Source organism: Undibacterium sp., from assembly GCF_030683615.1.
GTDB lineage: Bacteria > Pseudomonadota > Gammaproteobacteria > Burkholderiales > Burkholderiaceae_D > Undibacterium > Undibacterium umbellatum.
This window is the reverse complement of record NZ_JAUXQE010000037.1, coordinates 168,740-195,547: the sequence shown is the minus strand read 5'-3', so window position 1 is coordinate 195,547 and position 26,808 is coordinate 168,740. Positions and strand designations below refer to the sequence as shown.

The following is a 26,808-nucleotide window of genomic DNA, read 5'->3' as shown; positions in this document are numbered from 1 at the left end:
AATGTAGCGCATGAACAATAAGCTACAGACATCACGGTGAACACCAATATCCTGCAATTCAAAGTCAGACAGCCGTTGGGAAAGAAAATACTGCTGATCAATCCTCCACATACGGCGATAGGCAGCCGCATGCCACATGAACAATTGCCGCCGCTTGGCTTGCTCAGCGTGGGAGGGCCGCTGATAGATGCGGGATTTGAGGTGGAATTGCTGGATGCTGAATTTGGTCCCATGGCGCTATCAGCGATCATTGAATATGCCGTGGCCGCTCAGGCAGACATTATCATGATGGGGCATTCCGGTTCCACTTCCGTACATGTCACTATCGTTGAACTGGCAGGCATGTTGAAACAGCGCATGCCGGATGTCACGCTGATTTATGGTGGCGTCTTTCCTACCTATCACTGGGAAGATGTACTCAACGAATGTGCAGCCATCGACTACATCGTCAAGGGAGAGGGAGAGCGGACGACCACCTTGCTGATGCAAGCGCTCAGCACAGGCAGTGGCTTGCTGGAGGTGGATGGCATCGCCCTGCGCGTGGATGGCGCACCTTTTGCCACGCCTGCTGCGGCCATGATAGAAAAGCTTGATGATTATCGGGTGGGCTGGGAACTCATAGACCACAGCCGTTATTCCTACTGGGGCAATATGCGTGCTGTGGTCGTGCAATTTTCCCGTGGTTGCCCCTACCTGTGTAGCTATTGTGGACAGCGTGGTTTCTGGACGCAATGGCGTCACCGTGACCCTGTCAAGTTTGCCCAGGAGTTGGCACGCCTCTATCGCGAACAAGGCGTGGAACTCATCAATTTCGCCGATGAATTACCGACTGGATCTCGCAAAGCCTGGAAGGCTTTTCTGGAAGCCCTGATTGCCGAGAACGTACCGTTGACACTGGTAGGCTCGACACGCACTGGTGACATCGTGCGGGATGCTGATATCCTGCATCTTTACAAAAAAGCCGGTGTCATACGCTTTTTGCTGGGTATCGAAAGCTATGATGAGGCGGTGCTGAAAAACATCAAGAAGGGTGGTACTACCAGTGAAGACCAGGAAGCGATACGCCTGCTGCGCCAGCATGGCATAGTCTCGATGGCGACTTATGTGGTGGGCTTTGAAGAAGAAACTGATGCCGATTACTGGCGCTCACTCAAGCATTTATTGCGCTACGACCCCGACCAGATACAAATGCTGTATGTGACACCGCACCGCTGGACACCTTATTTTCCTACCGTGGAAAACCGCCGCGTTATTCAAACCGATACCCGTAAATGGGATTACAAGCATCAGGTATTGGCCACCAATAAAGTACCGCCATGGCGCGTGATACTGTGGGTAAAAACCATGGAAGTCATCATGCAGACCAGGCCAAAAGCCATCTGGCGCATACTCAGTGGCCGTGACCCTGCCTTTGCCCATGCCATGCGCTGGTATACCAGGATAGGCAGGCGGGTCTGGTTCCATGAAGTTGCCGAATACCTGTTTGGTACCAGGCAAATCAAGAACGGCCCCAGCCTGGCCAAGTTCTGGGGTGCATCCCTGCATGAAAATGAAGAAGCGTTGGCCAAGAAAAAGAAGAAGGTGATTGCCATCAAGGCCAGTTCGGTGAGTTAAAGCAGACTGTGGTCCGGTTATTTGCGCAGCCAGTTTTCCAGCGCAGTGATAAGCCCCGGCGCTTTTTCCAGGGGCGACATATGGCCGCAATCTTCGAAGACATGTAGTTTGGCGTTTGGCAATCCGCTTGCCAGTTTTTCTGATTCTGAAAGGCTGCGCATCTGGTCATTTCTGCTGGCGACGACCAGGGAAGGGCAGGTAATCTGCGGCAATTCATGATGTCCGTCAGCGCGCACGATAGACAGTTGCTGCAAGAAGACTTGTTTGCCGAGTGCCAGTGACATGGCCTGCAAATGCGCCAGCATGACAGCATCATCCTGGCGTTGTGGATGCAGCGCACGGCGCAGGGCCGTCATGGTCTGGCCCTTGTAGGGATAATGTTCCAGCAGTTTGATTTGCTGGCGGTTTTTATTGTCTTCATCTGCTGTGCTTGCGCGTGCTGAAGTATTCAGCAAGACCAGGCCGCGTATGGATTTGTTTTTTTGATGAGCCAGCCACGCCAGATGGCGCGCCACATAGCCGCCCAGAGAAAAGCCGATGATGATGCCATTGTCAGGCAATGCAGTGAGCAAGCCTTGCGCCATACCTTCTATGCTGGCACCCTGGTTCAAATCAGCAAAATGCACTTGTCCCAGTTGCTCCAGCCCTGGCAGCATGAATTTCCATAAGCTGGTATCGCACATGAAACCGGGGATGAGCAGGAACTGGCGTGCTGGCCCTGTATCAGATATGGTGAATTCAGACATGCAGCTTGAAGGTGGATGATTATTTTTTCTTGATGTTTTGCAAAAGATTACTCACTTGCTGGCCTAGTGGTATGTCATGCTGACGCAATAATTGTACATGCAAGACCAGGTTCTCCAGCACCAGTTTGGCCGCCACCGCCAGCAAAGTGACCTGCTTGTCTTCATTGCTGAAGTTTTCCATGGCATCGGCCATGTCGCAGAGGTGCTTTGCTGTAATGGCGCGTAACTCATCTTCTTCAAAGGGCAGGTCAGCAAAATCTATCGGATCTTCCTTCTCCACTTCCTGCATCAGTTCTTGCAGTTGCTCTGGTGTGATGGACATATGCGCCCCTGAAAATAGTGAAACTGACTTTATGCCATTTCTCTATTCTCATTGTAGACTGCTTTTGAAGTGACTGAATACTGACATTATTTTCTAATCGATAGTCCAAAGACAGCCAGTCCACCCAGTGCCAGTAATGCACCCAGCCAGCCGGTTGATGTCCAGCCATACCCCATCGTGATGACCGCACCACCCAGCCAGGCACCGAGTGCATTTGCGACATTGAATGAAGAGTGATTCAAAGCCGCAGCCAGGGTCTGTGCATCACCCGCCACATCCATGAGGCGTATCTGCAATGCTGGCCCGATGGCGACCAGGGTGCCGAGTAAAAATACCCAGATGATTGCTGATATTGTGTATGTCATCGCGAGAGAGACACCACCTAAAACCAGTGCATTCCACAGCAACAGGCCAGCGATGGAACGCAGCAGATTTTTGTCAGCCAGATGCGCCCCCAGCATGCTGCCTGCCACCATGCCCACACCAAACAGTGACAGTATCAAAGGGATGACGCCAGCAGACATTTGGGTGACTTCTGTGAGTATGGGTTTGATGTAGCTGAACACAGCAAACATGCCGCCAAATCCCACTGCACCTATGCCCAGTGTGAGCCAGACCTGTTTGTTGGCCAGCGCACTGATTTCACTTCTGGGATTTGCGTTTTTTGTTGCGGCTACATTCGGTACAACGAAATACACAGCCACGCTGCTGAGTATAGCCAGGGAGGCGACAAAAACATAAGCAGCCTGCCAGCCCCATGTCTGCCCCAGCCACGTTGCGGCAGGTACACCAAGCAGGGTAGAACTGGTCAGGCCCAGGATGACCAGTCCCACCGCCGTGGCGCGTTTTTGCGGTGCTACCATATTCGCTGCAACCAGCGTGGCAACACCAAAGTAGGCACCGTGTGGCAGGCCAGCTATAAAGCGCACGACATTCAGTGACAGGAAATCAGTGGTCAGCGTCCCGGCGAAGTTACCGGCAGCGAACAGTAATATGAGCGCGATCAGCAAAGTCCTGCGCGGCCAGCTGGCGGTTAACACGGCAAACATGGGGGCGCCCATGACCACACCAAAGGCGTAAGCACTGATGACATGGCCAGCCTCTGGTATGGATACCACCATGTCCTTCGCCACTTCCGGCAGCAAACCCATCATGGCAAATTCGCCCGTACCTATGGCAAATGCACCCAGGCCCAATGCCGTGACTGCATATAGAAATCTGCGCCGGGTATTTTCAGTAGCATAGGCATTCAATGATGCTGGAGTGGTCGACATGGTATTGGGCATGATGGGCAATCAGAAAGAGAGATTAATTTGCAACGGTGAAACGCTTCTGGATATGCCTGGGCGTTTCCAGTTCATCCACGATAGCGACTGCCAGATCCTGTACAGAAATGCCCGCAGGTGCATCGGCGACACCGGGCAGCAGATTGTCTGCACCTAACCGGTATTGCCCGCTACGCTCGCCGGGAGCCAGGGCTATAGGTGGCGACAGGAAAGTCCATTCCAGCGTGTCTTCCTTCTTGATGAGATTCAGCGCTTCTCTTGCCGCCAGTGCGCCTTGCTTGTATTCGGCAGGGAATCCCGGTGTATCCACCAGTTGCACCCCAGGTGCCACGAACAAACTGCCTGCGCCACCGACGACCAGCAGGCGTTTGACACCTGCCTGTTTGATGCCGCTAAAGATGGCTTGTGTACCTTGCAAGAACAGATCATGGATTTGCGCTTCGCCCCAGCCCGGGTTGTAGGCACTGACTACGGCATCTTGCCCAGCCACTGTTTGTGCGACCTGCGTAGCATCCAGGACATCTGCCAGCACCACAACAAGCCCGGCTTGCGCCGCTACTTTGGATGGGGTGCGTGCCAGCAAGGTGACTTCATGCCCGCGGCTCAACAGTTCTGCCAATACGGATGTGCCTACAAAACCGGTGCCGCCAATTAATGCAATTTTCATTTGAAACTCCTTTGTGTGTATGCTTAGTTTGTGATGAATAGTTTGAATGCTTAATGATTTCTTGAATAGATAGTCAAAATCACTAACACTATGAAGCTGCACTAACAAATTAATGATTTATCTGGAGTGGGAATGGAACAGTACAAACGCATGGCCCTGTTTGCCGAGGTAGTCACCGCAGGTTCTTTGACGAGTGCCGCCCGCAATCTGGGCATGACGCCGTCTGCAGTCAGCCAGCATTTGCGGGCGCTGGAAACTGACCTGGGTTTGTCCTTGTTGCATCGTTCGACACGCAAACTGACGCTGACAGAAGCCGGTGCGCGCTATTTTGAAGGTTGTGCCGCCATGGTGGCGGCCGCCCGCTCAGCCGAGCAGGCGCTGGCCCGTCACAGGGATGAACCTCAGGGTGAATTGCGTATCGCTGCGCCCATAGGTTTTGGCGGCATGCTGGCACGAGCCCTGATGCCTCTGCAAAAATATCCCAAGCTGAGTTTGTGCCTGCTCGTGGATGATGCAGTGGTTGACCTGATTGATGAACGCATAGATATCGCGCTACGGGTAGGTAACCTGCCTGATTCCAGTCTTGTGGCGCGCAGGCTGGGTGTCATGCCCGCCCAGCTATGCGCAGCGCCTGCTTACTTGAATGAGCATGGCTGGCCGCAGCATCCTGATGATCTGGAACAACATGTCTGGCTGGGTGGCGCATCCACCCGTCATTTGCAGCTGTCCGGGCCAGACAAGACCAACATTGACATCAAGCTGCCAGTCAGGATACGGGCTACCCAGGTCACTGCCTTGCATGCGTTATGCGTGGCAGGCTGGGGTATCAGTATCGCAGTGAGTGAGGATGACCGCCGCGCTTTGGAAAATGGCAGCCTGGTGCCAATTTTGCCTGACTGGAAATTGCCTGATCTGGTCTTGCATGCGATTACACCGCGTCGTGACGAACAGCCGGCCAAGGTACGCCATGCCCTGGCTTTACTCGCGGATTACATTGCCAATTATGCAACCTGAAAAGTGCTGGGCTCAGTGATTCAGCGGAAAGAAAAGCGCTCCAGCAACTCAAAATCTGCACCAGCCTGATGTTCGATAAACAAGGCAATGCTGTTGATGATTAGCGGTTCAGGCAAAGTGAAATACTGGATGGCGGCAGCATGCAGGCTATCGGCAACTGCTCCCGCATCCAGCCTGTCAGTCAGCGTTATATGGAAGCGGAATTCTTCTGCTGTGTAGGGGTAACCCCATTCCAGCAGCAAGTCGTTTTGACGGGGACTTAATGGCATCTGCTGGCGGCGCGCCAGTTCAGCCCGGCTCATGGGTGCGCGGAAATGATCGAAATGGCTGACGCAGGCAAAAGCAAATTCGTTCAGCGCAGGCTGTTCTCCCGTTGGACGCAAGGCCAGGAATTTGCCCATCCATTGTACTTCTGGTGCCTGTATCTTGATATGGTTTTGCTGCTTGCAAAATTCTTGTAAGGCTTGGTGCAAGTTTGCTTCAGTCAAACCATCAGCAAGCTGGAAAGGGGCTTTCAGCGTGGCATGAAAACCGTAACGGCGTGCATCCCGCGTCAGTTGCCACTGCATGTCTGCAGCCAGCCCGGCAATGGCGGGCTGGGGTAGTTGCTGGCCGTTGATTGCATCGCGGCCCAGCCACATCGAACCTCGTCGCCACCACTCAGCATCGGGGGCGAAGTACAGGGCATACCTTGTCATTCGATTTTTTAACGTAGATCAGTCTGCAACCTGGTCAGTAGGGAAGCGCAAGGAATCCCTGAGCAAGAAGCCCATGGACATATTCATGTTGACGTTCTTGGGTGGTATCGGTTTGGTAAACCACTTTTCGTAAATACGGTAGATTTCATTGTCATGGATGAGTCTGAGCATCTCGTTGTCGACAATTTTCTTGAAGGCGGGGTCATCCTTGCGCAGCATGATGGAGTAAGGCTCAATCGACAATGGATCGCCGACGATGGCGAAGGATGCCGGTGCTTTGGACTCTGCCCTCAGGCTGTACAGCAATACGTCATCCATAGGGAAGGCATCCGCCCTGCCATCTTCGACCATCTTGAAAGAATCCTGGTCGCTATTGCCTTCCACCAGTTTAATGTTGAGTGAGCTGGTGTCATTCCTGTCATTCAATAATTTGACGGTGGTAGTGCTCTTGGTAGTCACAACGGTGCGGTTGCGTAGTTGCGGCCAGTTTTTGATGCCGCTGTCCGCTTTGACCAGGGCGCGTACGCTGGAAAAGAAATGCGGGATGGTGAACGCTACTTTCTTGCGTCTTTCTGCATTATTGGTGGTGCTACCGCATTCCAGATCTATCTTGTCCTCCAGCAGGGCGCTAAAGCGCGTTGCCGAATCGACGGGGAAGAACTGTATTTTCATGGCCGGCATTTTCAATTCTTTTTTGATGGCCTCGGCAACTTTCAGGCACAAGTCCACCGAATAACCCAGGGGCTGCTTGTTTTCATCCGTATAGGAAAAAGGGGCGGTTTCACGTATGCCTATCACCAGGGTCTGAGTCTTGCGTATCTTGCCTATGGTATCGCCTGCTTCTGCCAGTAAGGGCAGGGCCAGACACATCACGGCAGTCATGCCACTAATTGCTTTTCGCATCATATTTTCCACCTGTAATTATGTGATAAACCTTGTGAGCTTACGCCTATTGCTAAACGACTCTAACAGTCATGGTACAAGACAAAGTATGAAATTCAAGCTTCGCAACAAAACAAGATTTAGTAAAAAAGTTAAAATCATATTGCTTGATCGCAATATCTAAGTTAGTAAACTGTTTTTTTGCCATCTTTGCTGGTCATCAAGACAGTCTCTCCTTACTCGCTAACTCATTGGCAAATCATGCTAAGGTGACGACATTCCTACAGTTTTTTCATCGTCATGAATTTTTCTTCAAGCGCCAGCTCACTGTCCCCGTCATTGTTAACAATTCGCAACGCCAACATCGTCAGCGCCGACAGTGTTATTTCTGGCTCCATGGTGGTTAGTCAGGGCAAGATCACTGAAGTGGCAGGGGGCGTAGCCGGGCTGGCCGGAGACGATTGGCATGGTGATTATCTCTTGCCGGGTCTGGTTGAAGTGCATACCGATAATCTGGAAAAACACCTGATGCCGCGCCCCAAGGTAAACTGGCCTGTCCTTCCTGCCATACTGGCACATGATGCACAGATTGCAGCGGCGGGTATCACTACCGTGCTCGATGCCGTCTCTGTTGGTGATATAGACCCGGACAGTGTGCGTATGCAAACCCTGCAGCCCTGCGCAGATGGCTTGCGTATTGCTTCAGAGGCAGGCTTGTTGCGTGCCGAACACTTCCTGCACATGCGCCTGGAACTGGCTGAGCCGGATTTGTTGCAAATGTTTTCACCCTTCCTGCAAGATGAAAGACTGAAGCTGGTTTCGCTGATGGACCATACACCTGGCCAGCGCCAGTGGACAGATTTATCGCATTACCGTGTCTATGTGACAGGCAAGCGCGGCTGGAGTGAGCAAAAGGTCGACAAGATGCTGGGTATTTTGCTGGAGCGCCAGCAGCGCCATGTGGCGGAGAATCGTCAATTGGTGATACAGGCGTGCCAGCAACATAGCCAACCCATCCCGCTGGCTTCGCATGACGATACTACTGCCGAGCATGTACACGAAGGCGTGGCCGGTGGCGTCAGCATGTCAGAATTTCCTACCAGCTTGCTGGCAGCACAAACGGCCAGGCAGCAGGGGCTGTCCATCGTCATGGGGGCACCCAACCGTGTGCGCGGTGGCTCGCATTCGGGCAATGTCTCAGCCAGTGAATTGGCCAGACATGATTTGCTGGATATACTATCTTCTGACTACGTGCCCTCCAGCTTGTTGCAGGCAGCTTTCATGTTGCAGGAAGATGGCTATGACTTGCCCAAGGCGATCGCTACCGTCAGCCAGGCACCGGCAAGGGCAGTGGGGCTGCATGACAGAGGTGAAATCGCCGTCGGCTTGAAGGCCGACTTTATCCGTGTACGTATGCTTGGCACACTGCCCGTTGTCATTGCAGCCTGGCGCGACGGCATACAAGTCGCCTGAACTTAATGATCCAATACAGCCTGGATGGCCGTGAGAGCCTCCAGCGCGCCCATGGCCAGTCCTACATTCTGAGCAAAGGGAACCTGGGATTCGCGTAAGTTTATACGCAGCAGGCGACCGCCATATTCCAGCATCACACGATGGCTGAAATTGCGCACACTAGGGATAGCTGTGCCCGCCCCCAGTTCTATCACCAAAGGTCGGCTCGCCCGGCTTAACCAGTTGGCCTGCAGGGCGGCCTGTTGCTGTGCCCTTTGCTCCAGCCAGTCGGCATCTCCAAACATAAGAATATTTGGCCTGGCCATGCCGCCACAATGCGGGCAAGTGGGGGCAGCATTCAAGAGCTGGCACTGCATTTCGTCAACTTCAGGAATAAATGGGTCTGCCTGCCAGATGCTGTCACGGCAAGGTAACAGGCATTGAAGATAATGAATGGAACCATGGCATTCATGGATGTGCGTGTCCTGCATTCCCGCTTGCTGGAAATGCCCGTCAACATTGCTGGTGTAGACATTCAGGCCATGGGTCTTGGCAGCTCCCCAACGTCTGAGTATGTCAAAACCGGCATGTGGCAGGGTATTGCGGTACAGCCGCAGTCTATGGCCATAGAAGCCCCAGGCGAGTTGCGGGTGGCGGCGAAAAGCCGCCGGGTTGGCGATTTCATAAAAGGGTATGGCTTGCTGGCACAGGGCAGGATAGGCTTTCCAGAAACCTTCACTGCCGCGAAAATCAGGCAAACCCGAATCTACACCCATGCCCGCACCAGCCGCTATCACCAGGCTGTCTGCCTGGTCTATCAATTCTGCTGCGTGATGGATGAGATGAGTAGGGAACACGAAGAATGTCCTTATAGAAGGGAGCAGGTATTCACCAGCATCACTGTGCCATTTCTCTTGTATTCAGGCAAGCCTGCCTGGAAAATTGTAATAAAAGTGTAACGAAAGTGTAAGTAAGCGTGAAAATCGCATATCAGCAGCTTAAGCTAGTGCAAACTATTGCTTACTAACAATATTATTTTGGAGACAAATACATGCGAGCTTTTCCGCGACTTTTTGCCGGACTCCTGCTGAGCCTGAGCCTGCCACTCTCATCTTATGCTGAGGAGGGTACGATACGCATAGGCATCATCGGACCTTTTACTGGCAAATCTTCCTCGGACATGGGGGAGAGCATACGTGGTGGAGCCAAGGTGTTCCTGCAGGATATCAACCAGATCGGCGGCGTCATGGGGCGGCGCATAGAATTGGTCGAACGCGATGATCAGGCCAAGCCTGAGTTGGGCGTGGCCATGGCAAAAGAGCTGGTGGACAAGGAAAAAGTCGTGGCTGTGATTGGTTTCGCCAATACGGGTGTGGCTTTGCAAGCTGCCAAAGTATTCCAGGATAGTAAAAAGCCACTGATCATCAGTGCTGCTACCGGGGCGGCAATCACCAAGCAATATATGCCACCAGCCGTGCCGGACAGTTATGTGTTTCGCCTGGCTGCCAGCGATAATCTGCAACCCTCAGTCATCCTGAGTGATGTCATCGACAAACGCAAGCTCACCCAGATTGCCATTTTGCATGACGATAGTCCTTACGGCATGTACGGCAAGGAAAACCTGATGACTGAATTGCAGCACCGCAAAATCACGCCTGTGGCACTGGAAAGCTTCAAGGTCGGTGACCAGGATATGACTGCGCAACTGAGCAAGGCCAAGCAGGCTGGGGCGCAAGTGGTCGTAGTGTATTGCCTGAGTACGGAGGGCGCCATGGTTGCCAACAGCATGAGCAAGATCAAATTGAACGTGCCTCTGGCAGGTTCCTGGACTTTGTCACAGCGCAGTTTTACCGAGCTGGCAGGCGGCAATGCAGAAGGCGCACGCATGCCTGTGACCTTTATAGAAAATGATGCCAGCAACCGCAGTAATGAATTTGTGCTTAACTACTTTCGCATAAATAATGTTAAATCCATACCTTCGGCAGTGGCGGCAGCGCAAACCTATGATGCCCTCAGAATCCTGACGTTGGCATTGATGCAGGCGAATTCGACTGACGGTGACAAGATCAAACTGGCATTGGAAGACATGAAGTATGATGCTACCTCTACCGTGATCTCGCGGTACAAAAAACCCTTCTCCAAAAACGACCATGAAGCTATCGCCAGAAACATGCTTTTCATAGGGGAAATCCGGCGCGGCAAGGTTGCCTATGCCTATAAGGAAGATGCCAATAGTGGCTTGATCGTACGCACCAAATAATTCTTTTCCACAAGTCTCCCTCCTTTCAATTTTATCTGATCACTGACTGAAAACTTCAGTTGGTGAGCAGCATGTCCATCGCAATTTTCATCGCGTATTTAATTGCTTCGTGGCAATCAAAACGTAACTAAATTTAACTTCGGTAGCATAGCCATTCGGCTATGCTATTAATCTTAAAGCATGACGCCGTCCACTTGCATGGACAGTTTTTCTGCAACTGCGCGCATTTTTTTTTAATGCGGCAGCGTCATCCCGAAACAAGAATTTGTCCATACAGAAAAACCATAAGAAAGGTCAATATGAGCAAACAACAGATACGCCAGGTATTGAAGGATCATGGCAAATTTTCTGCCAATATCGATAGCCTGGCTGATGATGCCGACCTGTATGAAGCGGGCATGACATCGCATGCCAGTGTGAATGTTATGCTGGCCCTGGAAGATGCTTTTGATCTGGAATTTCCTGACCGCATGCTGAAACGCAGCGTGTTTGAAAGCATCGATGCCATTCATGCAGCGATAGAAGAATTGACGGCATGATATGGACGCCATGGATACCTCAGCCTCTTCACCCATGATATTGGCGGCCAGGCTGGTCGCCAAGGAATTTGCCGCGCCGCACGCGAACGCAGTTGATCAGGAGGCGCGCTTCCCTCTTGAAGCCGTCTCGGCTCTCAAGCGGGAGAAACTCTTAAGTGCCTACGTGCCGGTGGCACTGGGTGGTGCGGGCCTCAGTTTGACTGAGCTGGTGCAAGTCGTGGAAATCCTGGCGCGTGAATGCGCAGCTACGGCGATGATCTATGCCATGCACCAGATACAGGTCATCAGCATAGTCCGGCATGCCATGGATAATCTCTGGTACCAGAATTATTTGCGCGAGCTGGTCGCCCATCAATACTTGATCGCTTCTGTGACTTCCGAGGTCGGTGTCGGTGGTGAAATGCGTCGTAGCAATTGTGCATTGGAAGTGAATGGGCCGTGCTTCAAACTGGTCAAGGACGCCACCACGATTTCCTACGGTGCTCAGGCAGATGATCTGTTGGTCACTGCCAGACGTAATCCCGATGCAGCCAATAGTGATCAGTCCCTGGTGCTGGTGCGCAAGGCTGATTACACGCTGGAGCAAAAAGGCGGCTGGGATACCATGGGTATGCGTGGCACTTGCAGCCCGCCCTTCCTCATGACAGCTACTGGCGATGTGGCACAGATTATCGATGTGCCGTTTGGTGATATGTCGGCGCAAACCGTGGTGCCGGTATCACATCTGCTCTGGGGTGGATGCTGGATGGGTTGCGCCGCTGCAGCCGTGAACAAGGCCAGGGCCTTTGTCCGTGGCCAGGCGCGCGCCAATCCCGGCACCGTGCCGCCAACAGCCCTTCGCCTGGCGGAGCTGGTCAGCATGATGCAAAGCCTGCGTACGTCCGTACAAGCCTGCCTGACTGAATATGAAGCCCTGTCAGTAGCCGATGATGCGGCAGTCGGTATCCTGACTTCCATGGGCTATTCGCTGAAGATGAATAACCTGAAGATAGATGCGACCCAGGCGCTACCGCAAATCGTCACCAAGGCCTTATCCATTTGCGGCATACTGGGTTATAAAAACGATAGCAAGTTCAGTATGAGCCGCCATCTGCGTGATGCACATTCGGCGGCCATCATGGTTGGCAATGACCGTATTCTGGCCACCAATGCGAATTTGCTGCTGGTACTCAAAGACGATTAGGAAAGGCTGACATGTCTATCGATTTTTCCCCCGAAGGCCTGACCGATGACCTGGTCGCTGCTGGTCATATCATCCCTGTTGGCGTGCAAGGTATTTTTGGCCGTGGTCCAGTATTTGAAGATGTGTTGCGTCGCTTCGACGATTATGTCAGCCGCGTGGCTGCCAATGACGGTGCGGTCAAAATGTCTTTCCCGCCCTGCCTTGACCGCAAGGTGCTGGAGCGCAGTGAATACCTCGATTCCTTCCCGCAACTGGCGGGAACTATTTTCAGTTTTACCGGCAATGAAGCCCAGCATAAAGAACTAATAGAAAACGTCCATGAAGGCCGCCCCTGGACGCATCTTCAAACCATGACGGCAGTGTGTTTGACGCCAGCGGCCTGCTATCCGGTTTACCCCAGTTTCAGTGGTACTGTTCCTCCCGAGGGACGTCTGGTAGACATGCAAAACTGGGTGTTCAGGAATGAGCCTTCGCCAGAGCCGACTCGCATGCAGTCATTCCGTGTGCGTGAATTCGTTCGTGTTGGCACACCCGACATGGTGGTGGCATGGCGAGATATCTGGCTGCAACGTGGTCTGGATATTTTGAAGTCCCTGGGTTTGCCTGCACATTCAGATGTCGCTTCTGATCCTTTCTTTGGTCGTGGTGGCCGCATGCTGGCCGCCAACCAGCGTGAACAGCAATTGAAGTTTGAAGTGCTTGTGCCTGTGATTTCCGAAGCCAAACCGACGGCGGTTTGTTCCTTCAATTATCACCAGGATCATTTCGGCAAACTGTTTGAGATTTATCAGCAAAATGGTGAGCTGGCCCATACCGCCTGCCTGGGCTTTGGCCTGGAACGTATCGTCATGGCATTGTTCAAGACCCATGGCATGCAGCCAGAGAACTGGCCTCAGGCTACCCGCGACTTATTATGGTCATGATGTGGTCATGAGCCTGCACGCTTTAACGCCGATCATTGCCAGTACCTATCAGCCACATGCCTTGCATGGTGCTGACCGCTCCTGGGCAGAGACCAATTGCTATATCGATGTCTGGATAGAAGTCTTGCATGCGCAGGGACTGAATCCGCTGGCTTGCCTGCCCATGGTGTTTGCCAATGATTTTGATGGCGACCAGTGGACGTTTTACAAACCGCCGCATGAAGACTTGTTTGCCCTGTATGGCATCGATGTGCAAGAGCTCAATGTCTGGCGCGGCTTGCTCAGCAATGCCAGCATACAGCTTGGTCGGGGCCGCCTGGTGCTGACAGAGGCAGATTCATTTTACTTGCCCGATACCGAAGGTACAGACTACCGCGCGAATCACGTCAAGACCACCATAGCCGTACAGGAAATCGACCTGGAGCGGCAGAAGCTCGGCTATTTTCACAATAGCAGCTACCATGAGTTACAGGGTGAAGATTTTGTCGAAACTTTCAGGTTAGGCAAACCTCATGACCCTGCATTCATGCCACTGTTTGCCGAGTTCGTACGCCTCGATCATGTGCAACATAAAACAGATGCAGAACTTGCAGTTATCTCTTTGCCACTCTTGAGAAAATACCTGGCCAGACGTCCGCGCAATAATCCTGTCAGCCTGTTTCTGCCAGTCTTCATCCGCGATGTAGAGCAATTGAAGGAGGAAGGTATGGCGGCCTTTCATGCCTATGCCTTTGCCAGCCTGCGTCAACTCGGTGCAGGCTTCAGCCTGGGTGCGCATTATCTGCGCTGGTTGCAACAACACCAGCCCGTGCAGTTTGAAGCGGCGGCGATAGAATTTGAGAGCATCTCTGAGGTTACCAAGACCTTGCTGCTGAAAACCGCCAGAGCCGTCATGGGAAAAAAAGCCGTGGACCTGGCTCCTTTGCTGGAACAGATTTCCCTGCATTGGCAACAGGGCATGGATGCGCTTGATGTCAGCTTAGTTAGCCCGGTCAGTGAGTGATTTTGTGGATATAAAAAATCAGCTTATTCCACTCTCTGCCGACTGGCAAGTCATGCAAGTGCATGGTGGTAGTTATACCTTGCCATCGACATTGCATGAGGCAAAGTCTGCAATATTTACGGCGCAAGTGCCAGGCACCATCGCCGGCGCGCTTCGCGCCGCCGCTCAATTCGAATATGGCAAAGACAATCTCGATGCGCTAGATGTATGGTATTTTTGCGAGCTGGATTTACCAGAAAATGCTGCTTACCTGCACTTTGATGGTCTTGCCACTCATGTCGAAGTCTACTGGAATGATCGTGCCATTCTGCATAGCGACAACATGTTTGTCGCCCACAGTATTGATCTGACTGCACAGGCAATTAATGGCAAAGGTCGCTTGAGCCTGCGCTTCCTGGCATTGCATACCCTGCTGGAACAACGCCGACCCCGCCCGCGCTGGAAAACCCGACTGGTAGAGCAACAGCAATTGCGCTGGATACGTACCAGCCTGCTGGGCCGCATGCCGGGTTGGTCACCATCGGTAGCGCCGGTAGGGCCGTACCGCCCCATCATGCTGGAATTGAAAAGCCCAGTCCGCATTATTAGCAAGTACATCACAAGCAGACTTGATGGCGCAGATGGACGACTGGAAATCGAATTGACGGTGCAAAGTGTGCAGGCATTGACTGCCATCACTATAAAAGTTGGTGAACAAGAATTTGACTTGAACTGGCAAAGCCTGGGTGACCAGCAATATCGTATCCTAGGTCTGTGTCACCTTCCTGATGTCAAAAAATGGTGGCCACATACACATGGCGATGCTGCACTGTATACGCTGGAATTGCATATTGCATGCGCTGATTGTGATCACATTGTGGACCTGGGTCGTACCGGTTTCCGGCAGATAAAAGTCGATCTGCGCGACGGTGATTTCAATCTGCACGTGAATGATGTTCCCGTGTTTTGCCGTGGTGCTTGCTGGACTCCGGTCGATGTGATTTCCCTGCAAAATGAGGGAAATGATTTACACCAGATGCTGACGCTGGCACGTGATGCTGGCATGAATATGCTGCGCGTAGTTGGCACCATGGTGTACGAGACGGATGAGTTTTATGGTCTATGTAATGAACTCGGTATCCTGGTCTGGCAAGACTGCATGTTTGCCAATATGGATTACCCGGTGACCGATGCCGCATTTGCAGCCAGCATCAAGATAGAAGTGCAGCAATTCTTGCAGCGCACCCAGGTCTCACCCTGCATCGCCGTCGTCTGTGGTAATAGCGAAGTGGAACAACAGGCAGCCATGCTGGGTCAGCCAGCCGAAATCTGGCGCAATATATTTTTTGCGCAGGCGCTGCCAGAGTTATGTCAACAATATCGTCCTGATGTGCAGTACTGGCCATCCAGCCCTAGCGGCGGTGTCATGCCCTTCCAGCTTGATAGCGGCGTTGCCCATTATTTTGGCGTCGGTGCTTATTTGCGGCCACTCGATGATGCACGCCGTAGCGCACTGCGTTTTACTTCGGAATGCCTGGGTTTCTCGAATATGCCTGACGATGATCTAATTGACAGTATGCTGAAGAACGGCGAAACGCCAGGCCCGCATCCAGCCTGGAAGCAGGGCATACCGCGTGACAATGGCACAGGATGGGATTTTGAAGATGTGCGCGATCATTATATGGCGGAGCTGTATAAGGTAAACCCTGCCAGCCTGCGTTATGCAGATCGTGAACGCTACCTCTCTCTGGCACGCACCACGACTGGCGAAGTGATGGCCAGCACCATGGCTGAATGGCGTCGCGCCGGATCAAGCTGCCATGGTGCCCTGATCTGGTTCTGGCGTGATTTAAGGCCAGGTGCAGGCTGGGGCATTATCGATGCCAATGGCAAGCCCAAGGCTGCCTATTATTATCTGAAGCGTGCCATGGCAGTGCTGACGGTTCTGATTACGGATGAAGGCTTGAATGGTCTGGCCCTGCATGTCATCAATGACGGCCCTGAAGAATTCAAGGGGGAGCTGGAACTGAATCTTTATCGCCATGCTGAAACCCGCGTCGCCCATGGCCGTATTGCCGTGCAGGTGGCGGCACATGCCGCTATCAAAGTACAGGATTATGCCCTCTTGCCGCATTTTATCGATACCAGTTATGCCTACAGATTTGGTCCCGCAGGACATGATGTAGTGGAGGCAGCCTTATATCAACAAGGACATGAGCGGGCAATTGCCGCGGACTTCCATTTCCCGCAAGGCCATCAGTTGGTCATGCATGCGGATCTGGGTTTGCAGGCACATTGCAGCGTGGATGCAGATGGAAAGCACATCCTGCACCTAAGCACGCAAAAACTGGCGCAGGCCGTGTCCATACAAATTCCGGGCTTGCTGCCCGAGGATAATTACTTCCACATGGCACCCGGCAGCAGCAGGCAAGTCCCATTGACTGTCTTGCCTGGCAAGGCCATCAAACCAGGCTATGTGCAAGCGCAAAATGGATTGGCGAGTGTCCGGGTGGCGATCGTGAATAGTACGGCAAATAGTACTGCAAATGATATTGCAAATAAGACGGTGACTTAGCGGGGCAGATTTGGCAACACAACAGTATCCAAGCAAAGACATTTTATTTACACCGCAAGCCTTCTGGTTTGGCGATGCGGCTGCGCCCATGCTGGGCTGGTATCACCCTGCCAGGGTACGTGATGCTGGTGGCAGTCGCCAGTGTGGCGTGGTGCTTTGCCCCCCGTTTGGCCATGAATACATGGTGTCCTATCTGTCGTATAAGCATCTGGCCATTCATCTGGCAAACGCAGGTTTCGATGTCTGTTTTTTTGACTATAACAATAGTGGCGATGCCTTTGATGTGGATGGTGGTGACAGGGTCGCATTGTGGCAGGAAAATATACGCCAGGCCGCCAGGCAATTGCGCCAGATGGCAGGGGTGGAGCATATCGCCCTGTTTGGCTTGCGTCTGGGTGCTTTGTTGGCAGGGATCGTAGCGGCAGAGATTGATGCCAAGGCTCTCATGCTGATGGCTCCGGTTATTTCCGGCCGTGCTTATGCCCGTGAAATGCTGGTACTGCGTAGCATGAGTTCATTGAAGGCAGAAGTTGACCCTGACCAGACCATAGACCCCAATCATGTCACAACAGATGATGAGCTAACGGGCTATGAATTCACCGCAGCAACCCGCAGCAGCCTGGGCAAGCTGGATTTGAGCAAGCTGCCTGCGCCAGTCATGCCCGTTTTTTTACAGCAGCGCGACGATATTACAGGTCAGGATGACAAGCTGGTACAAGCCTGGCACCATCACGACCATGCCCTGCATCTGTCGGCATTGCCTGGCTATGCTGCAATGATGCGCGAAGATGCGCATGATACTGTCGTGCCTGCTGCAATCTGGCAAGCGATGTCAGGGTGGCTGGGGAGATATTTTCCTTTGCACGAAACTGGTAGCCGCGTGCTGCCAGTAAACAGGCACAGTGCCAGCATCCATCTTGGCAATGCCGTAGTAGTGGAAGAACTGGTCGAATTTGAAGGCATGAACGGCATAGTCAGCCATCCTTCAAGTGCAGATGCGCGCGCCTTGCCTTGTGTGATTCTGTGCAATATCGGCGCCAATCACCGGGTAGGTAATCACCGTTTGTATGTCACACTGGCACGCAACCTGGCAAGTCAGGGTTTCTATGTTTTGCGTTTTGACAAATCGGGGATAGGGTATAGCAGGGCAACACCGGATGAGAAAGAAAACGATGTCCATGCAGACTCAGGGGTGGATGACCTGAGCAGCGCCATGTATTTCATGCAAGGTAAATACCACAGCCCCTCTTTTGTCATGACGGGTTTGTGCTCAGGTGCCTACATGGCTTACTTAAGTGCGCTCAGGGATGAGCGCGTCACTGGCCTGGTCCTGATAAACCAGTTGACCTATCGCTGGCGTGAAGGCGACACCATCGAGGCTCGCAAGAAAGCCACCATTAAATCTACCCATTTTTATGTGCAGGCGCTAGCCAAAGGCGACACATGGAAACGGGTTATCAAGGGCCAAGTGGATTTTCGTCAGATAGGCGGCAATTTACTGCGACGCGTGGGCAAACGCCTGCGTACCCACTGGCAATTGCTGAGCACCTATTTGATGCACAATAATCTTTTCCTAGGTCATGTCGTACGCAATTTCCAGGACCTGGAAGCACGCGGCACCGAGCTGGTACTGATCTATGAAGCCAGTGATACGGCAGTCGATGTCATGACCGAGCAATTCGGCAGGCATGCCAAATTATTGGGCAAGAGCGAACGCATCTGCCTCAAATTTTTTAATGGAGCAGATCATACCTTTACGCCACGCTGGTCACAGTTGGCCTTGGTTGATTTCATCGGCAAGCAATTGCTGCATCGTTTTAGCCATCGTCTGCCTGACCAGGCTACTGCCAGTATAGCGCCAGTCAGGGTGCGTCTTGAAGAGGCGCCTGTTTCTGCAGACGCGGCAAAATAAAACGCCAGACCACGATCAGCTCAAACACTTCCACCACGATCAGGGCCAGGATGGCACCTGGTGCTCCCATGCGCGGGATGCTGAAAGCGGTAATCAGCAGCACCATGCTGAGTGTCACACTGCCAAGGAAGAACATTTGCTTGTAAGCGCCACCACTGGATAACCAGGATGTGCCCACCCAGCGTGCCGCATTGATGGCGAAATAGGCTCCCCACATCATGACCAGGGGGTCAAGCCCACTGTACTTGGCGCTGATGACATTGTTTTCCAGCCAGGGCAGGGAAAACAAGAGCAGGGAGACATAGGCCAACACTCCCAGTTCTATACCAGCGATGGAATACAGGGTCAGGCGTTTCAGGCCATGCCAGTTTTTTTTTGCCATCAGGCGGCTGGCTTCTGGCCTGGCGACCCTGGACCATGCCGCTACTGCCAGAGGGATAGGCATGAGCATCAGGCGTGAAGCATTCAAATCAGCAATCGCGACTACACCCAGCCAGGCACCAGACAGATACACATAGCTGTAATTCGACAACCAGCCGACGATAGTGCCGGATACCGCCCAGCGCCCGTGACCGGCTATGGTTTCCTGATGGGCGTTGATGGCCTGGCGGATTTCTTCTTCCGCATGGGCTTCCACATCAATAGAGGTATGTGCCAGAAAGTGTTGACGACTGGCCAGGGTGCACAGGAAAGAAGACAAGGCCAGCAATACAAACACTGTCACCAGGTCAAAAAGCTGGTTGAAATACAGGGTAACCAGGCCGATGGACACCAGACCCACATATAAAACGTCTTGCCGCAAGACCGAGATAATGTCGGACTGGATAAAACCTACGGTACGGCCATATTCGCGTATACCATTGCCGAACAGATAGGTGGCAAATACGGCCCCCAGCAACCAGCTCTTGTCGCTGTAATGCGTCGCCGCAGGCACAAATTCGACAATGACGAAAGCCAGTGAACCTATTGCCAGGGTCCAGGCGATCTGTTTGTACCAGTAGTGACGCAATAGCGATTTGCGGGTATCACCTTGCACAGAAGAGGCGACCGTGGTCAGCGGACCAGCTATCCAGGAATCGACGATCAGGCCAACCAGCAAGCCACCAGCGTACAATTGCCCATACAAGCCATAGTCATCCTTGGACACCAGGTTCATGAGCAAAATGCCAATGACAAAATTCAAGGCGCTTAGCATGCCCTGATCTATGACCGATACTATGGAAGACGAAAGAAATTTTTTATAAAAACTCATGAGCGTGCACGAGATGGTCCTGACTTACTATGCGGGATTGCAAAGCAAGGACAAATCTGATTCGAGCATATTTTGCTATAGAAACATAACATCAAGATGAGTTGATACAAAAAGTATTTCATTCTTTTACAATGGCCTTACCTTCAGCCTTACCTTCATTTTCAAAAATTTATGAATAATTTGACTACGAACGACCGTGCCCTGGTGCTTTTCAGTGGCGGTCAGGATTCTGCCACCTGCCTGGCCTGGGCATTGTCACGCTATGCCCATGTGGAGACGATAGGCTTCGATTATGGTCAGCGCCATGCCATAGAACTCAGCGTCAGACCTGTGCTGATAGAAAAAATGCGCGAGTTCTCACCTGAATGGCAAAGCCGCCTGGGTGAAGATCACATGATAGACCTGTCCCTGATTTCCCAGCTCTCGCATACGGCAATGACAGAAGATATTGCCATAGAAATGCAAGAGAATGGCTTGCCGAATACCTTTGTGCCTGGCCGTAACCTGATGTTCATGATGACGGCAGCCACGCTGGCTTATCGCCGGGGATTGAATGTGCTGGTCGGCGGCATGTGTGAAACTGACTTTTCTGGTTATCCCGATTGTCGTGACGACACCATGAAGGCCCTGCAAGTGGCGCTGAACCTGGGCATGAATACCCGCCTGAAGCTGGAAACGCCGCTGATGTGGATCAACAAGGCGCAAACCTGGCAACTGGCAGAACAATTGGGCGGCTCTGCCCTGGTTGATCTGGTGCGAGAAGATACGCACACCTGTTATCTTGGTCAGCGTGGTGACATGCACCCCTGGGGGCACGGTTGTGGCACTTGCCCAGCGTGTACTTTGCGCGCCAGAGGTTATGAACAATATCGTGCAGGCAATGTTAATTTGTAAGCCTTACGTTAGCTTATGCGCCTAGAATAGCAACACGAACCATGATAGAGCCCTCTCAATGCTGATCGCCGTTATCACAGATTTACATGCCAATCGCGAAGCCCTTGAGGCTTGCCTGGCGCATGCTGAGGAGCGCAAGGTGACGCGCTACGCATTTCTGGGTGATCTTGTCGGTTATGGGGCAGATCCTGGCTGGGTGCTTGATAAAGTGATGGAATATGTCAGGCAGGGAGCCTGGGCCCTGATAGGTAACCACGATGCCGGCTTGCTACAGAATGAGCGCCAGGGGATGAATCCGACCGCCCGAAATGTGGTGGACTGGACACGTGCGCAATTAAATGCCGGACAACTCGATTTCATTGCCAAATTGCCTTATCGCATAGAATGGCAAGACATACTGTTCGTCCATGCCAATGCCTGGGCACCAGAGAACTGGGAATATATAGACGGCGTCATGGAGGCGACGCGCAGCATGCATGCGACCAAGGCCAGTATTACATTTTGCGGTCATGTGCATATGCCCACCCTGTTCCATATCAGCCTGACTGGCAAAACCGGTGAGTTTGTACCCACGCCCGAAGAAGGCATACCGCTGAGCAAGCAAAGACGCTGGCTGGTCATACCGGGCTCGGCAGGGCAGCCGCGTGATGGCAATCCGGCTGCCTGCTATGCGACCTTTGATACCGAGAGCCAGGTACTGACCTATTACCGGGTGCCCTATGATGCTGAAACGGCCTGTCAGAAAATCATCTCTGCTGGTTTGCCAGCTGTCCTCGGCCACAGACTTCTGCACGGCAATTAGCCTGGGACAAACATGAGCGGCCCTGCACATCACAAGCTGCAAAGTGGCATGGAATTCGATGGCTATCGCCTTGAAGAAAAACTCCATACCGGTGGCATGGCTGCCCTGTGGCGTGTCACTGACTTGCAGGACCGGCACCCACCAGGACAAGAGAGCGGTGCTCAGTTTGCGCTGATCATGAAAGTGCCACTGTTGTATTCCACAGATGACCCTACAGCCATCGTCGCTTTCGAAGTAGAGCAAATGATCATGCCCAAGCTCAAGGGCAGGCATGTGCCACATTATTTTGGTGCGGGTGATTTTGATGCCCAGCCGTATATTGTCATGGAGCAAATCGCTGGTGCTTCCTTGCGCAGCCGCTTTGAAGAGGCGCCTCTGCCAATTGCAGAGGTGGTGGATATCGGCATAAAAGTCGCCCATGCCTTGCAGGATTTGCACAGGCAACATGTCATTCATCTCGACATCAAGCCCAGTAACATCATGTTCCGTCCCGATGGTAGTGCGGTGCTAATAGATTTTGGTTTGTCGCGCCATGATCGCTTGCCGGATTTGCTGGATGAAGAATTCCGCCTTCCCATGGGCACTGGCCCTTATATTGCACCCGAACAGGTGCTGGGTGTGCGTAATGAACCACGTAGCGACCTGTTTTCTCTTGGGGTGCTGCTGTATCACCTGGCTACCGGACAGCGGCCTTTTGGTCATCCAACTTCAGTCGCAGGCTTGAAAAAACGCCTGTATCGTGACCCCATCCCACCGCGCAGCCATCGCAGTGACTTGCCGCCCTGGTTGCAGGAAATCATCTTGCGTTGCCTGGAGGTGGAACCGAAAGCGCGTTTTGATACTGCGGCGCAACTGGCCTTTTTATTGCAGCATCCCGATCAATTGCAATTGACGGCAAGAGCTGAAAAACAGGCGCAGGACGGCTATATGGCTGTACTAAAGCGGCGTTTCCAGGCCGCTGGTGCAGAGCCTGCCTTGTCCCAGAGCGCATCAGACCAATTATCCAGGGCCCCCATCATTGTAGTGGCACTGGATTTGACGGGTGGCTCAGAGGTGCTGGCAGAAAGCCTGCGCAATATCACCAGACGGATGTTGCAAACAGAGCCAGGCGCGCGCCTGGCTTGCCTGACCATACGCAAGGTCAGTCGTCTGGGTATGGATGACAGCCTGATACAGCAAGGTGAAAACATCCACGTCAAGCAACTGGTTGATCTAAAGCACTGGGCCAGGCCTTTGAGCCTGAACCCTGACAAGATCACCTTCCATGTGCTGGAAGCACCTGACCCGGCCGCCGCCATTATTGATTACGCCCACAACAACCGGGTGGATCACATCATCATTGGTTCACGCGGCAGTTCTGCCTTGCGGCGCTATCTGGGCAGTGTGTCGGCACAAGTCGTGGCCGAGGCTGAATGTACGGTGACCGTCGTCAAGGCGCACGACAAATAAGCCGTTCTACTTTTTCACACTTTCCAAAACCTGATCAACATAGTCGCCGTCAGCATCGCTGAACTTCAGGCGTACCGGATACCATTCCAGGCCCGGCGCCAGCCATAAATCCAGTTGCTGGTCTTTGGAATCGGCTGGCGGTGCCTTGCTGACATGGATGGCGAGCATCTCGCCCATAGGGGTCTTGATATTTTCCTGCCCCAGCACTTTAAAAGTCCAGGGATCGGCATCGCGCCGTCCAGCAACCAGCATCTTCCATTCCGTGCCTGTCTTGAAAGCTTCACCTGCAGCACGGGCGATGGCAATCAGTTGCCAGGTCGCGCTGGTTCTGTCCTGTTCGCCGCCTTTCAGGACATAGGTTTCCGTCGACGCACTAAATCGCAAGGTTTTGCTGTCGCGCTCAAAACTGGTGGTAGTAGCGGGTTTGCGAAAGCGCTTCTCGACAAATTTGTCGGGAGCCAGGCCATACTCGTCGATATTCCCGTGGCTGCTGGCATCGAGGATTTTACCAACCAGCATGGCATGGGTTTCTGTAATAATATTGTATTTTTGATCAGCAATTTGCCATTTGACAGTAGCCGAGCCACTCAGAGGCAAACCACTCTGCTTGGCTTTGATGCTGTATTGCAGTTCAGCGCCCGGCGGCAACTTGAAAGCCTGCCTGGCCGTTGCTTCATTGGTTTGCGCAAATATTGTCTTACAGGGCGCTGAGAGAGCCAGAATTACTAAACAAACGGAGATAGATTTAAGCATGTTTAATTTCCAGGAACACTGAAAACACTGGTGACAGTTTGTGTCGTGACTGCGCCGTTACTGTCAGTATTCTGTATTTGTACGGGATACCAATATTGATCTGGTGCCAACCAGACCTCTAGTTTCGAATTGTAGGAACCTGGACGAGGCGGACGCACGAAATGCCAAGCCATGATCTTGCCTATTTTTGTGTCAATTTCCTCTAAACCTACTACTACAAACGAGAACATGGCCAGATCACGCTCTTCTGCAACTTGCAGGCGTATTTCCCGTCCAGCTTGAACCTTGCCAGGTTCTGCGCGCGCAATGCCCGCCAACTGCATGATGATACTGGCCTTGTCTTGTGTCCCCTCTTGCATTCCCGCCGTTTTATTGGAAGAAGAAAAGCTGACAAGCTTGTTTTCATGATCAAAATGGGTCGCTGTCTCGCTTCGGCTACGTCGTTTTTCTGTACTGATGGAGGGTGCGAGGCCGGATGCAGTGATGCCGCCTTCACTATTGATTTGATACAAATTGACGGAAGTCAGCAACAAGTCCAGAGACGCCTCTATGCTGAGCTTGTAATTTCTATTGTCATAGCTCCAGTTGATTGCGCTGTCACCATAGACAGGGTGACGATTTGGCTCTGTCCTGACAATACGCATCTTGATCGTCCCTGCTGGCGGCAAGTGTACAGGATAAGTTTGCGGACCATCACTGCTCACACTGTCATTGCTGGCAGGGCTGCTGGTGTCTTCTGCTTTCAGCTCAGTTTCGGCTTTCTCTGATGGCACCGGAGTTTGTTCCACAGGCTCGCTTGGTGGCTCCACCTTTGGTACTGCCTCTGGTTCTATCTGCTTGGTGGGCACAGCTGCGACAGTTTTCTTTACTGTGGAAGCTGACGGTGGTGCAGCCAGTGGGCCGGGTTTGGCGCTGACGCCAGCCAGTCTTGTTTCTGCCTCGTCAGGAGCATCGCGGAATTGCACGGCGATAGAGTTTTCCTGCATTCTGGCCTTGGCAGGCGCGCTATCCGGCTTAAATCCATGCAAGGCGAACAAATGCAGCAATACCGCTGCTACCAGGAACAGCAAATTCTGACGCTTTAGTAAATTGTTATCAAATGTAGGGGTTGTGGTCTTCATCCTGCTAGTGTAAACGCAGTTGCCCCATTTTGGATGACCTGGCTATTTTGCCTGAGAGTAAAATGGCATTTTTTGGCAATTTGCTGTTCGCCGGCAATCACAGGATAAATCTGATGTTAACAACAATAAAAAAATATCTGGGGCCAGGCATAACGTGCTTATTGGCAATATCGTTACTCAATACTGCAATTGCCGCCCCTGCTGTCACCAATCCTGTCAAACCGGGCAGCGCAATACGCATAGGCATGATAGATGGCTTGAGTGGTGCTTTCAGCAATGCTGGCGAGGCGGTGCAAAGAAATTTGCAAATCGCCATAGAGCGTGTCAACGCTCGCGGTGGAGTGCGCCTGCCGGATGGCCTGCATCCTCTGCAACTGAGCAGTTTTGATAATAAACAGGGAGTGGAAGAGTCGCTGACTGCGCTCAGACATGTGACCGATCAGCAGATACCCTTTGTGGTGCAAGGCAATAGCTCAGCCGTGGCGCTGGCACTGGTGGATGCCATCAACAAGCATAACCAGCGGGTACCCGACCATCGTGTTCTCTTTCTCAATTATTCCGCAGTGGATACCACGCTGACCAATGAAAAATGCAGTTACTGGCATTTCCGTTTCGATGCCCACGCCGACATGCGCATGCATGCACTGACCGAAGTCATCAAGACAGATAGTCGCGCGAGTAAGATTTATTTGATAGGCCAGGATTATAGTTTTGGCCGCCAGGTGAATAAATCTGCCCGCGCCATGCTGGCAGAAAAACGGCCCGATATCCGCATCGTTGGTGATGACTTGCATCCCATAGGCAAGATCAAGGACTTCTCACCCTATGCCGCCAAGATCAAGGCCAGCGGAGCTGATGCCGTCATCACGGGCAACTGGGGCAATGACTTGAGCTTGTTGGTCAAAGCCGCCAAGGACGCTGGTATGGCGACCAAGTTTTATACCTTCTATGGCAATGGCCTGGGCGCACCTGCCGCCCTGGGTGATGCTGGCTTGGGCAGGGTGCGTGCCGTGGCCGAGTGGCATCCCAATGCGGGTGGCGCCGATAGTGACGCCTTTTACCAGGAATTCCGCCAGCGTTATCCTGACCCCAGGGATGACTATGTGCATTTGCGCATGCAAGCCATGGTGGAAATGCTGGTTGCCGCGATAGAAAAAGCCAAAAGCACAGAAGCTGCCGCTGTTGCCCGCGCACTGGAAGGCGCACACTACAAGAATGCTTTTCATGATGCCGTCATGCGTGCGGAAGATCACCAATTGATACAGCCATTGTATGTCTCGGTCATGCAAAAGAAGGGGGAGAACGGGGTGCGCTTTGATAACGAAGGCAGTGGTTATGGCTTTAAAAGCGAACGTTATTTTGATGCGCGATTGACTGCTTTGCCCAGCTCATGCAAGATGCTTAAATTGAAATAACAGTCTTACGCAAAACCGCCCCAGCTACGTTGCAGCGCCCAGCCGTACTATAAAGTACTGTCGTCGT

The 26,808-nt window shown here is 52.6% G+C and carries 24 protein-coding genes; 14 read left to right on the top strand and 10 right to left on the bottom strand.

Translation table 11 applies throughout. From position 1 onward, the window contains the following. Nucleotides 1-36: 36 nt before the first annotated feature. On the top strand, nt 37-1,614 hold the full coding sequence (bchE, locus tag Q8K39_RS20500; RefSeq protein ID WP_305263061.1) for a magnesium-protoporphyrin IX monomethyl ester anaerobic oxidative cyclase: 1,578 nt from the start codon (nt 37-39) through the stop codon (nt 1,612-1,614). A gap of 17 nt (nt 1,615-1,631) precedes the next feature. Here bchE and Q8K39_RS20495 read toward each other — a convergent pair whose 3' ends face one another. The 4 genes from Q8K39_RS20495 to Q8K39_RS20480 form a co-directional block, all read right to left on the bottom strand. After that, nucleotides 1,632-2,360, bottom strand: a complete 729-nt coding sequence (locus Q8K39_RS20495; RefSeq protein WP_305263059.1) for an alpha/beta fold hydrolase — start codon at nt 2,358-2,360, stop codon at nt 1,632-1,634. Between the two features lie 19 nt (nt 2,361-2,379). Further along, the gene (locus Q8K39_RS20490) at nt 2,380-2,682 is read right to left on the bottom strand and encodes a hypothetical protein (RefSeq protein WP_305263057.1); all 303 of its coding nucleotides are present in this window, start codon (nt 2,680-2,682) and stop codon (nt 2,380-2,382) included. Between the two features lie 86 nt (nt 2,683-2,768). Continuing rightward, complete coding sequence (locus Q8K39_RS20485; protein ID WP_305263055.1) at nt 2,769-3,956, bottom strand: MFS transporter; 1,188 nt, start codon at nt 3,954-3,956, stop codon at nt 2,769-2,771. Nucleotides 3,957-3,990: 34 nt separating this feature from the next. Further along, entirely contained in the window at nt 3,991-4,635 is a 645-nt protein-coding gene (locus Q8K39_RS20480) for an NAD(P)-dependent oxidoreductase (RefSeq protein WP_305263053.1), read from the bottom strand. 132 nt (nt 4,636-4,767) lie between these two features. Between Q8K39_RS20480 and Q8K39_RS20475 the strand changes: the two genes are divergently transcribed. Next, a complete protein-coding gene (locus Q8K39_RS20475; protein WP_305263052.1) occupies nt 4,768-5,649 on the top strand; it encodes a LysR family transcriptional regulator in 882 nt (293 codons plus the stop codon). A 20-nt stretch (nt 5,650-5,669) separates the two neighbouring features. Here Q8K39_RS20475 and Q8K39_RS20470 read toward each other — a convergent pair whose 3' ends face one another. Continuing rightward, nucleotides 5,670-6,347, bottom strand: a complete 678-nt coding sequence (locus Q8K39_RS20470) for a DUF1045 domain-containing protein (RefSeq protein ID WP_305263050.1) — start codon at nt 6,345-6,347, stop codon at nt 5,670-5,672. A gap of 18 nt (nt 6,348-6,365) precedes the next feature. Further along, nucleotides 6,366-7,253, bottom strand: a complete 888-nt coding sequence (locus tag Q8K39_RS20465) for an amino acid ABC transporter substrate-binding protein (RefSeq protein WP_305263048.1) — start codon at nt 7,251-7,253, stop codon at nt 6,366-6,368. Nucleotides 7,254-7,529: 276 nt separating this feature from the next. Here Q8K39_RS20465 and Q8K39_RS20460 point away from each other — a divergent pair, with 276 nt between their 5' ends. Beyond that, complete coding sequence (locus Q8K39_RS20460) at nt 7,530-8,702, top strand: alpha-D-ribose 1-methylphosphonate 5-triphosphate diphosphatase (RefSeq protein ID WP_305263047.1); 1,173 nt, start codon at nt 7,530-7,532, stop codon at nt 8,700-8,702. Nucleotides 8,703-8,704: 2 nt separating this feature from the next. Here Q8K39_RS20460 and Q8K39_RS20455 read toward each other — a convergent pair whose 3' ends face one another. Next, complete coding sequence (locus tag Q8K39_RS20455) at nt 8,705-9,538, bottom strand: Sir2 family NAD-dependent protein deacetylase (RefSeq protein WP_305263046.1); 834 nt, start codon at nt 9,536-9,538, stop codon at nt 8,705-8,707. Between the two features lie 194 nt (nt 9,539-9,732). Here Q8K39_RS20455 and Q8K39_RS20450 point away from each other — a divergent pair, with 194 nt between their 5' ends. The 7 genes from Q8K39_RS20450 (at nt 9,733) to Q8K39_RS20420 (ending at nt 19,055) form a co-directional block, all read left to right on the top strand. Continuing rightward, the gene (locus tag Q8K39_RS20450; RefSeq protein WP_186954987.1) at nt 9,733-10,941 is read left to right on the top strand and encodes an ABC transporter substrate-binding protein; all 1,209 of its coding nucleotides are present in this window, start codon (nt 9,733-9,735) and stop codon (nt 10,939-10,941) included. A gap of 299 nt (nt 10,942-11,240) precedes the next feature. Beyond that, complete coding sequence (locus Q8K39_RS20445) at nt 11,241-11,480, top strand: acyl carrier protein (RefSeq protein ID WP_186954986.1); 240 nt, start codon at nt 11,241-11,243, stop codon at nt 11,478-11,480. A gap of 10 nt (nt 11,481-11,490) precedes the next feature. Next, entirely contained in the window at nt 11,491-12,663 is a 1,173-nt protein-coding gene (locus Q8K39_RS20440) for an acyl-CoA dehydrogenase family protein (RefSeq protein WP_305263043.1), read from the top strand. An 11-nt stretch (nt 12,664-12,674) separates the two neighbouring features. Then, a complete protein-coding gene (locus tag Q8K39_RS20435) occupies nt 12,675-13,586 on the top strand; it encodes an amino acid--[acyl-carrier-protein] ligase (protein ID WP_305263041.1) in 912 nt (303 codons plus the stop codon). Nucleotides 13,587-13,593: 7 nt separating this feature from the next. Beyond that, the gene (locus Q8K39_RS20430; protein WP_305263039.1) at nt 13,594-14,589 is read left to right on the top strand and encodes a DUF1839 family protein; all 996 of its coding nucleotides are present in this window, start codon (nt 13,594-13,596) and stop codon (nt 14,587-14,589) included. A 4-nt stretch (nt 14,590-14,593) separates the two neighbouring features. Continuing rightward, nucleotides 14,594-17,143 (top strand): glycoside hydrolase family 2 protein, encoded by a 2,550-nt coding sequence (locus Q8K39_RS20425; protein ID WP_305263037.1) that lies wholly within the window; start codon nt 14,594-14,596, stop codon nt 17,141-17,143. A gap of 10 nt (nt 17,144-17,153) precedes the next feature. Beyond that, entirely contained in the window at nt 17,154-19,055 is a 1,902-nt protein-coding gene (locus Q8K39_RS20420) for a serine aminopeptidase domain-containing protein (RefSeq protein WP_305263035.1), read from the top strand. Here the strand turns inward: Q8K39_RS20420 and Q8K39_RS20415 are convergent. Then, the gene (locus Q8K39_RS20415) at nt 19,006-20,307 is read right to left on the bottom strand and encodes a lipopolysaccharide biosynthesis protein (RefSeq protein WP_186954980.1); all 1,302 of its coding nucleotides are present in this window, start codon (nt 20,305-20,307) and stop codon (nt 19,006-19,008) included. The genes Q8K39_RS20420 and Q8K39_RS20415 overlap by 50 nt on opposite strands. A gap of 171 nt (nt 20,308-20,478) precedes the next feature. On the opposite strand from Q8K39_RS20415, the gene queC reads away from it, so the two are divergent. From queC to Q8K39_RS20400, 3 genes are read left to right on the top strand one after another with little or no spacing between them, the layout of a single operon-like run. Continuing rightward, nucleotides 20,479-21,201: a 7-cyano-7-deazaguanine synthase QueC gene (queC, locus tag Q8K39_RS20410; protein ID WP_186954979.1), complete on the top strand. Its 723-nt coding sequence runs from the start codon at nt 20,479-20,481 to the stop codon at nt 21,199-21,201. Between the two features lie 58 nt (nt 21,202-21,259). Next, nucleotides 21,260-22,003 carry a metallophosphoesterase gene (locus tag Q8K39_RS20405; RefSeq protein ID WP_305263030.1) on the top strand — a complete coding sequence of 248 codons (744 nt, stop codon included), beginning with the start codon at nt 21,260-21,262 and terminating at the stop codon, nt 22,001-22,003. 12 nt (nt 22,004-22,015) lie between these two features. Continuing rightward, nucleotides 22,016-23,452, top strand: a complete 1,437-nt coding sequence (locus Q8K39_RS20400; protein WP_305263028.1) for a bifunctional serine/threonine-protein kinase/universal stress protein — start codon at nt 22,016-22,018, stop codon at nt 23,450-23,452. 6 nt (nt 23,453-23,458) lie between these two features. Here the strand turns inward: Q8K39_RS20400 and Q8K39_RS20395 are convergent, their stop codons facing one another. Both Q8K39_RS20395 and Q8K39_RS20390 read right to left on the bottom strand, forming a co-directional pair. Beyond that, on the bottom strand, nt 23,459-24,205 hold the full coding sequence (locus Q8K39_RS20395) for a DUF3108 domain-containing protein (RefSeq protein ID WP_305263027.1): 747 nt from the start codon (nt 24,203-24,205) through the stop codon (nt 23,459-23,461). A gap of 2 nt (nt 24,206-24,207) precedes the next feature. Continuing rightward, nucleotides 24,208-25,326, bottom strand: coding sequence for a DUF3108 domain-containing protein (locus tag Q8K39_RS20390; protein ID WP_305263025.1), 1,119 nt, complete (start codon nt 25,324-25,326; stop codon nt 24,208-24,210). 113 nt (nt 25,327-25,439) lie between these two features. Between Q8K39_RS20390 and Q8K39_RS20385 the strand changes: the two genes are divergently transcribed. Continuing rightward, nucleotides 25,440-26,741, top strand: coding sequence for a branched-chain amino acid ABC transporter substrate-binding protein (locus tag Q8K39_RS20385; RefSeq protein ID WP_305263024.1), 1,302 nt, complete (start codon nt 25,440-25,442; stop codon nt 26,739-26,741). The last annotated feature ends 67 nt before the right edge of the window (nt 26,742-26,808 follow it).

Bases quoted from the DNA above. Each gene is read 5' to 3' on its own strand.
- Q8K39_RS20495 (WP_305263059.1), bottom strand. From the start codon at position 2,360: ATGTCTGAATTCACCATATCTGATACAGGGCCAGCACGCCAGTTCCTG.
- queC (WP_186954979.1), top strand. From the start codon at position 20,479: ATGAATAATTTGACTACGAACGACCGTGCCCTGGTGCTTTTCAGTGGC.
- Q8K39_RS20405 (WP_305263030.1), top strand. From the start codon at position 21,260: ATGCTGATCGCCGTTATCACAGATTTACATGCCAATCGCGAAGCCCTT.
- Q8K39_RS20435 (WP_305263041.1), top strand. From the start codon at position 12,675: ATGTCTATCGATTTTTCCCCCGAAGGCCTGACCGATGACCTGGTCGCT.
- Q8K39_RS20460 (WP_305263047.1), top strand. From the start codon at position 7,530: ATGAATTTTTCTTCAAGCGCCAGCTCACTGTCCCCGTCATTGTTAACA.
- Q8K39_RS20430 (WP_305263039.1), top strand. From the start codon at position 13,594: ATGAGCCTGCACGCTTTAACGCCGATCATTGCCAGTACCTATCAGCCA.
- Q8K39_RS20485 (WP_305263055.1), bottom strand. From the start codon at position 3,956: ATGTCGACCACTCCAGCATCATTGAATGCCTATGCTACTGAAAATACC.
- Q8K39_RS20450 (WP_186954987.1), top strand. From the start codon at position 9,733: ATGCGAGCTTTTCCGCGACTTTTTGCCGGACTCCTGCTGAGCCTGAGC.
- Q8K39_RS20390 (WP_305263025.1), bottom strand. From the start codon at position 25,326: ATGAAGACCACAACCCCTACATTTGATAACAATTTACTAAAGCGTCAG.
- Q8K39_RS20445 (WP_186954986.1), top strand. From the start codon at position 11,241: ATGAGCAAACAACAGATACGCCAGGTATTGAAGGATCATGGCAAATTT.
- Q8K39_RS20470 (WP_305263050.1), bottom strand. From the start codon at position 6,347: ATGACAAGGTATGCCCTGTACTTCGCCCCCGATGCTGAGTGGTGGCGA.
- Q8K39_RS20490 (WP_305263057.1), bottom strand. From the start codon at position 2,682: ATGTCCATCACACCAGAGCAACTGCAAGAACTGATGCAGGAAGTGGAG.
- Q8K39_RS20395 (WP_305263027.1), bottom strand. From the start codon at position 24,205: ATGCTTAAATCTATCTCCGTTTGTTTAGTAATTCTGGCTCTCTCAGCG.
- Q8K39_RS20475 (WP_305263052.1), top strand. From the start codon at position 4,768: ATGGAACAGTACAAACGCATGGCCCTGTTTGCCGAGGTAGTCACCGCA.
- Q8K39_RS20415 (WP_186954980.1), bottom strand. From the start codon at position 20,307: ATGAGTTTTTATAAAAAATTTCTTTCGTCTTCCATAGTATCGGTCATA.
- Q8K39_RS20465 (WP_305263048.1), bottom strand. From the start codon at position 7,253: ATGATGCGAAAAGCAATTAGTGGCATGACTGCCGTGATGTGTCTGGCC.
- Q8K39_RS20400 (WP_305263028.1), top strand. From the start codon at position 22,016: ATGAGCGGCCCTGCACATCACAAGCTGCAAAGTGGCATGGAATTCGAT.
- Q8K39_RS20480 (WP_305263053.1), bottom strand. From the start codon at position 4,635: ATGAAAATTGCATTAATTGGCGGCACCGGTTTTGTAGGCACATCCGTA.
- Q8K39_RS20385 (WP_305263024.1), top strand. From the start codon at position 25,440: ATGTTAACAACAATAAAAAAATATCTGGGGCCAGGCATAACGTGCTTA.
- Q8K39_RS20440 (WP_305263043.1), top strand. From the start codon at position 11,491: ATGGATACCTCAGCCTCTTCACCCATGATATTGGCGGCCAGGCTGGTC.